The organism is Mojavia sp. (assembly GCF_059505145.1).
In genome coordinates, this window is record NZ_JCACKA010000011.1 from 1 (window position 1) to 7079 (window position 7079).

7 protein-coding genes and 1 pseudogene are annotated in these 7079 nt (G+C 39.3%); 4 read left to right on the forward strand and 4 right to left on the reverse strand.

The features are described 5' to 3' along the window. From AC5JL8_RS01365 to AC5JL8_RS01380, 4 genes are all read left to right on the forward strand, one after another. The coding region (locus tag AC5JL8_RS01365; protein ID WP_495877989.1) for a type IV secretory system conjugative DNA transfer family protein at positions 1 to 1116 on the forward strand (1116 nt) is incomplete at its 5' end. Between the two features lie 8 nt (positions 1117 to 1124). Continuing rightward, positions 1125 to 1562, forward strand: a complete 438-nt coding sequence (locus tag AC5JL8_RS01370) for a hypothetical protein (RefSeq protein WP_495877990.1) — start codon at positions 1125 to 1127, stop codon at positions 1560 to 1562. A gap of 17 nt (positions 1563 to 1579) precedes the next feature. Next, a complete protein-coding gene (locus AC5JL8_RS01375; RefSeq protein WP_495877991.1) occupies positions 1580 to 4030 on the forward strand; it encodes a DUF3854 domain-containing protein in 2451 nt (816 codons plus the stop codon). 32 nt (positions 4031 to 4062) lie between these two features. Further along, a complete protein-coding gene (locus AC5JL8_RS01380; protein ID WP_495877992.1) occupies positions 4063 to 4881 on the forward strand; it encodes a hypothetical protein in 819 nt (272 codons plus the stop codon). Here AC5JL8_RS01380 and AC5JL8_RS01385 read toward each other — a convergent pair. The 4 genes and pseudogenes from AC5JL8_RS01385 to AC5JL8_RS01400 all read right to left on the reverse strand — a co-directional run. Continuing rightward, positions 4878 to 5111 carry a hypothetical protein gene (locus AC5JL8_RS01385; protein ID WP_495877993.1) on the reverse strand — a complete coding sequence of 78 codons (234 nt, stop codon included), beginning with the start codon at positions 5109 to 5111 and terminating at the stop codon, positions 4878 to 4880. The two genes, AC5JL8_RS01380 and AC5JL8_RS01385, sit on opposite strands and share 4 nt — an antisense overlap. A 14-nt stretch (positions 5112 to 5125) precedes the next feature. Beyond that, on the reverse strand, positions 5126 to 5737 hold the full coding sequence (locus tag AC5JL8_RS01390; RefSeq protein ID WP_495877994.1) for a DUF6753 family protein: 612 nt from the start codon (positions 5735 to 5737) through the stop codon (positions 5126 to 5128). After that, complete coding sequence (locus AC5JL8_RS01395) at positions 5724 to 6473, reverse strand: hypothetical protein (RefSeq protein ID WP_495877786.1); 750 nt, start codon at positions 6471 to 6473, stop codon at positions 5724 to 5726. The genes AC5JL8_RS01390 and AC5JL8_RS01395 overlap by 14 nt, the downstream gene beginning before the upstream one ends. Beyond that, positions 6448 to 7079 (reverse strand): annotated as a pseudogene (locus tag AC5JL8_RS01400) (hypothetical protein); the annotation flags it as partial. The gene AC5JL8_RS01395 and the pseudogene AC5JL8_RS01400, both read right to left, overlap by 26 nt.

A 7079-nucleotide genomic window follows, 5' to 3' on the forward strand; every position in this document is an offset into this window, starting at 1 on the left:
TTCCGAATTTTAACTAACGCGAGTGAAGATGGGTTCTTTGGCCCGTCAGGGGATCCATTAACCCAAGCCATCTTGATGCTGACCAAAGAGTTTGGTGAGTATGCAGATATTATGACTTCTGCTGCAATACTCTCCTCGGAACAAATGGTTAACCGACTGATGGGAGCTTCACTCAATGCCTGGATTAGAATAGCGTTCGGTCAGTTATTCAGTTCAGCAGGTAGTGAGAAAACCGTTGCAGGGATTACAGCCACAGCGGGCTTAATGTTTACTCGGTTCATGGCAAAAAACACGCTAGGCTGCTTTATCGGCAAGACCACCCTTCCACTAGAAATCAAGCGTAAACAGATGATTATCTTCGGGTTGGATAGAGAACGCCGAGATGCAGTAGCTCCCTTAATGACGAGCATCTTGCACATGACCATTGCGCGGAATATTGCCTCCAAGCGAATTGAGTCTGGGCCATTAATCGTTGCTTTGGACGAATTACCATCTATTTATCTGCCTGATTTATATAGATGGCTCAACGAGTCACGAAGTGAAGGGTTTTGTGGCATTTTGGGTTGGCAGAATATGGGGCAGTTGGAGAAGAACTACGGCAAGGAAGTTGCGAAGACGATTCTTGGTGCTTGTAGCACTAAGTTCGTTTTCAATCCCGGCGAAAATGAATCTGCTCAATTATTCTCCAGCTTCCTCGGTGATGAAGAAATTAAGTACAAGCATAAAAGTCGCTCTACAGGAGGGGGGAAACCGAGTACGACAGTAAGCGAACAAGAGAAAACTAAAAAGCTATTTGAGGCAGCACAATTTCTCAAATTACCATCAGGTAAATGTGTATTTATCAATCCGGCTTATGCTAACAAGCAAGAAGGTTCAGTGCCTCTGCTGAAAACGATAAAAATTCCCAAAACGATACTGCTACTTGAAGATTACAATCAACAGCAATGGGATAAGCTAGTACTAAAAATGGCGATAGGAAGCACTCAAAAAACTCCAACTCAGCAAGATTTGGATATCAGAATAAAAGAGGTAGACCGGAGGCTACCAATACTGCAAGAACCAGTAGAGCCGGGAGTTGAAGCATTACCCGTTGATGGGATGAGATCAATGCTGTAGGAGTAAGAGTGGAAGTGATAATTATAGAATCTTCTCTTAGAGATTTTCAAATTATTAATAAATTAGATGGCTCTGGAAAAAGACTAATGGCAAATTTAGTAAATGTTAGTGCAGCTACCCCGTACATTGTCAATGCTTTTAATAGGCGGTCTCAGAGCAGACCAAACCTCAAGAAATTTGGAATATATGTCAAGCTCATATTTAAAAATATACAAATTTTATCGCCAGAAAAATGTTATCAGAATTTGGTAGCTAAATATCTCCTAGATATAGGCTGGAATGACTTGCAATATATAGGATTTATTACTTATGGTTGGGATGATGCTCAAATAGAAATTATTTTAAATCGAGTGGTTTCAGGAACAAAGATTATAGATTTGAAGTGCTTAAAACCAACTAACAGACAATATAAAATGTTGCGAGAGAGCATATACAGATATTTGTAATTTTCTAAATAACTCCTATGTTTGATGAGCGGAGTGTTAATTTAACAAGTGATTACATCTTGTTCACAAGACAAGATTTACAACAAACTCGTCAAGTTTGGAAGCAAGCAATTATTCCATTGATTGAGGCAGCAATGGAGCGATTGCAATACGAGTGGGATAAACAAGCCAAAATCGAAATCGCTGATAATACATTTGTACTAAAACAGGATGAGTCAGGAGCTGACGTGTGGTCACAGATTGACCCGTTGGCTGACACCGAATGGAGTCAGGAGGCTGATTCAGAACTAGAAGAATCAGCATCTACATCAACGGCGCAAACAGAACAAACCCCTGTAAGTTCAAGTCCAACAACAGAGGAATCAGCATTTACATCAACACCTCAGGCGCAGACAACAGGAAAAGACGAAACAATTCCAGGGGGCGTATCGACCACTGCTGCCCCTCCCCCAGGGGAGATCCAAGAAATAAAATGCCCAGAGCATATTGATCCTGAACACTGGCATGAAATAGTAGAAAAAAGTGCTGTTAATAAGGAGATTGCCGCCCGTAATTTCAAAGGCTTGCGTCACGATGGGGTTGAAGGAGCAAACCAAGCTTGGGAATACTTGATATATAGCGGCAATCTCAAGCGTCGTAATGATGGGCGGCTTCGAGATGGGGATTTAAAAAGGTATGCTCATATTGAGCAAGGCGGTTGGTGGTGTAGTGCTGGGGTAGATCCTTGCTCATTCCCAAATCTACAATCAGGACAAAAGCCTCAAGACAAACTCTGGGGATGCTTTAAACCGAATCAGCCGAGAGAAAGTACAGAAAAAAAGGGCAAGTTGATCAAATATGAACATCCACCAAAAACACCATTGAGTATTTTCTTGCTGGATGTGCCAGATGATATTGCTAATTTAATTTATCAAAGGGCAGGCGTTACACCAAGCGAGTGCGATCGCCGTAGTGGATTTTGGTACTGTGTATGGAAACACGATGTACCGATTATTGTGACAGAAGGAGCCAAAAAAGCTGCAAGTTTATTGTCACAGGGTTATGCAGCGATAGGATTACCAGGGATAAATGCTGGCTATCGCACTAAAGATGAGCAATCGAATCCGATTCCAGTAGAGTTACGTGAAGAATTTGCGATGTTTGCCACCCTTGGTAGAGACATCAAATTTTGCTTTGACCACGATCCTTACCCAAAAACTATTGTCAATGTTCATAAAGCCTTATTAAAAACCGGATTATTACTGCAACGAGCCGGGGCAAATGTGGGCGTAATTACCTTACCAGGGACGGATAAAGGTGTAGATGATTTTATTGTCAACAATGGGGGCGAAAAGCTTCAAAATTTAGTCTCGAAAGCTCAACTTTTAGAAGAATGGTATAAAAATAATCCACCGCTTGATTTAAGATTGCTGATTAAATTGAAAAATGGAAAAGTTTTGAATCTGTATGAAAAGCAAGCTTCGGGAACTGTTACATCAAACCCGGCTAACTTAAAAGAAGAAGAAGTTGCACGGGCTATTCCTAAACCTCCTGAACAACAACCAGTCGAACCAAAACAGCAGGAGGGATCTGAACAGCCCAATACCGCCACTGCCCAACAGAAAGAAAACGAAGGTACTTTCTCCTGTGTCCCCCAGTCCCCTACCGAAGTTCATCAGCCTGTAACTGTTGCTCCTCAATACTGGGCTAGCCAGCAGAAAGTACCAAATTATGCGCTAACAATTCCGAGAAAATTTTTAATAGAAAAAGAAAATAAAGATATTGCTTTAACAGCCAAGCAACTTCTAGATAATTACGCAGTGGAATTAGACGATGGCAGCACGGTTTACAAGAGTGAAGCTTTTAGTGTGAGAAAATTTCGTGATACCTATAGCATTCACCGTGCTGATGGTGAGAAAAATAGTTATTTCTCGAATCCATTGATGCAGTTTGAGATTGATAAAAGAGGTACTACAGTAATTACCAAAAAACCGGAAAAAATGCTCATGGTAGAGCGTCAGGAATTCCTAAAGGTGAATGATAATTTCAAATCAGTAGAAAAGCTACCATCATTTTATGAAGATGCGATAACGCTAAAAAAACAACTAGGTTCTTTAGCCCCGCTAGGCACTCAAGCAGTGATTAAAAGGCTAGAAATAACCGAAGTATCTCAATTATTGATTTATTCCTTGAAAACTGCACATTCTCAACATCTACAAATAGGGAATTACCGAATTAAAACCCAAATAAATCAGTCTACTGGAGAATCCTTTGTTAAGCTGTTTAAAAAAGAAAATGATGGGTTAGACAGAGAAGCTGTAAAAATTAACTTAACAACAAATGAAGCCCTGATAATGAATATTGGACAGCAGGATCTAGAAAATCTCAAATTAATAGCTAAAAGAGTACAGCTAGAATATTTTCCATCACAACCTAGACCTAAAAATCGTCAAAAACGTAAGTTTAAAGATAGTGAAATTGAACTATAATTAATATCATTGATGCCCTACAGGTAAAACCTATGGAAGCAAATAAATCCTCAACATTAGATAAAATTAGAGCAATAAATCCAAGTGGCATCTCAGATAATATGATGATAGCGAGATTGGATCGCATACTCAATCAACCTACTACCCAACAAAAAGATTTATCAATAGATTTTCATCAAGAAACAGACCCCAATCGTCAACCCAAAGCACTCCAAGAATTAGGACAGCTATTATCTAAAGGAAACATTGAAGAATATAGACAACAGCTAAAATCGCAATATATAAAGCAGTATTTAACCTTATTTGGTTTAGAACAACCGCAGTCACAACAATCTCAAACAAATCAAAAAGTAATTACTCAACTTCAGCAATTTAAAGAACTTCAAAAAACTGCATTGCTGAATCCTGAACAAAATAATAATTTTTCTAGAAAGCCAGTTGAGTTAATGAATAATCTTAACGAACAGGCACAACATCAAGACCAAAATAGGAAGTCATTTATTAGGGCAGTTATAGATAAAATATTCACTAAGGGTAGAAGCCTGGGTAATCAAATTAGTGCATTTGAAAATGAGGGTTATAGAGCTTTACTTAAAGTTGAGAATACTAAGCAAATTCTCAGCATAGACCGTAAGCAACTACAACCAAACCAGCCCAATGCAGCTTTTAAAGCCGAAAAATTAGGGAATAGTGACTTTCAGATTTTACAAGACAATCTTTCAGAACAAGAGACTCAATATCTAGTCGCTGATAATCAGCAGTTACAGCAGCAATCACAGCGAATACAACTGCCACAAAAGCCCAATCAGCCGAAACGGGATCTCAAAAACAATGCCCCAGAAATTGATTAATTGAAGTATCCTATCTTTAAACCCAACACAAAACCAGAAACCAGCAATAAACGTTTTGCTGGTTTATTGATTTTCGTAAATGGTAAGATAATTGCAGCTAAAAGTATGTAAAAAGCGGACTCCAAAATATCAGTTTGAAGTGATGCGTAAGCTCTAACGATTAAGCAGATAAAAATGGCGAATTCTACAAAATCTTCGTCTTTATCTAGCACAGTTTTGGAGCCGCGCATTTTCTTATACCTAGCTAGTTTGATTTTCTGATTTTAACTACACAACGCCCTAACAATCGATTATCTTTCCGGCAAAATTCAATATCAGTTTTATTGTCGATAAATAGTTGTCGAGCGTCTTTACCTTCAGTAGACTTAGCCCAACCTAAAAGCTTGAGATCATTAGCAGTAACGTCAGTATTGCTAACGCCGACGTAGTTGGAGATGACATTCCAAGTAGTTAGAGAACCAAGTATTGCTCCAACAGCAATCATGCCGCCAAGAATGCCACCAATTGACCAAATCCCCAGCTTGATTTTGCCAATTTTTGGTGCTTCTACAGGCAAAGAAATCGTCGGCTTGAGTTTTGGAAGTTCTTCTTTAAGGCTAGTTTGTACAGCATCAGTAATAATAGCGTGTTGCATCACTTGTGCAGCTTTAGTGGCATCAGTGAGCTTTTTGTCGATCATTAAAGCCCCAGCTTCCATGAGTGCTTCCATCTGGGTAGGAAATTGAATCATCATCTCCTCAAAATTCCCTAGGATGCTCATAATTTGAAACATTGGATCGTTGGGGTCAAACCCGATTTCTTCTGAAAGCTCTCGAATTCGTTCAATTTCGGCTTCCGTGTACTTAGAAATCGTCATGATGATGCTCCTGCTGTTGGCGTATTTGTACCAGCCCCAAGTATTCGGAGGCTAAAGAATTGGATTGAATGGATTGATAAAAACTGTTAAGCCACCTGTAAGTGTATGCTCTGTAGACAGAAAAAATATTGATGTTATCCCTGACTTGTGAGTAAGGTAAGCCAATGCTTTCGATAGCCTCATAGCTGTACTTATTTAATCCATCCAAAGCAATATCACATCCACCCACATCTATGAGCTTGGGATAGCCTGAAGTTTGATAAAGTTTAAACATGAGGTCAAAGTGTTGGTTTTTAACGACCACATAATCAGCCTGATTTCCGGCAAAAGCCAGAAGTTGGGACAAATACTCAACACAATCTAATCGGTGTGAAATGGGTTGTACAAAAGTGAGCCGCCAGTCAACCTTGCCCAAGATTTTAAACAAATTTACTTTGTCGATGTAGTTGCAAATACCTTCTATGTGTTGTCCTGGCATATCAATAGCTAGAGCATCATAGCCATTGCGGAGTTCTTCAATGACCCAATCAGTACCTTCATTAAAATTGATGCTCTCAACTGGAACTAGACATTTATATGGTTCGAGCCTTTTACGGTTGTCGTGATCGTAAGCTCTCAATCGGTGTCCCAGAGAGCAAAACAAGTCAATTAACAAGCGCATTACTGTAGACTTGCCAACGCGAGAATCGCCCACAGTCATAATGAGGCGTTTAGGATTCGGACTGTAAGTTGACATCAGCTAGTCCCAGCGAGTGTTTAGCTGGCTCAATAGATTTTTTAAAGTTCTCCATCCATTTCTCAACTCGACCTTGAACAGACAGTTTTTTGCTCTGTTCTATACCCTTAGAAAAAGGTAAATTATTCTCATCGAGATAATCATAAGCGTGTGCAATCAAATCTGGCATATAAATTTCTGGGATTGGTTTGTTAACATTTTTGAGTTCTTTAACTAATGGAGTATTGTCATACCTTTCAAATCTATCTTTCTCTCCAAAGAACAAATTCTTGACAACAACGTAATCTACCTTATCCCCACAAAAATCGCGCAAATGAATAAATTGGTTAACCGAGTCCTTCGTGCGATTAATCACAGTGGCCATTGTGACTTTCATATCCAGCTTCTTACCTACCATTTTGAAGAAGCCCATTTCTGACTCAAAGGAGCGAAAGAACTGAATTGATTGGGGTGGCAATTCTAGTAAAAATAAAGATTTACTAGTAGGAGCGACAAGTTGCTCATCTTTTTCGGGTGAGTCAACTACATTTTTATTGGGGGAATTAATCGCGTCCTCCTCTGGTGGGTAAATTAAGTCTTTGAGTTGATCCAACAGAAAAATATCAG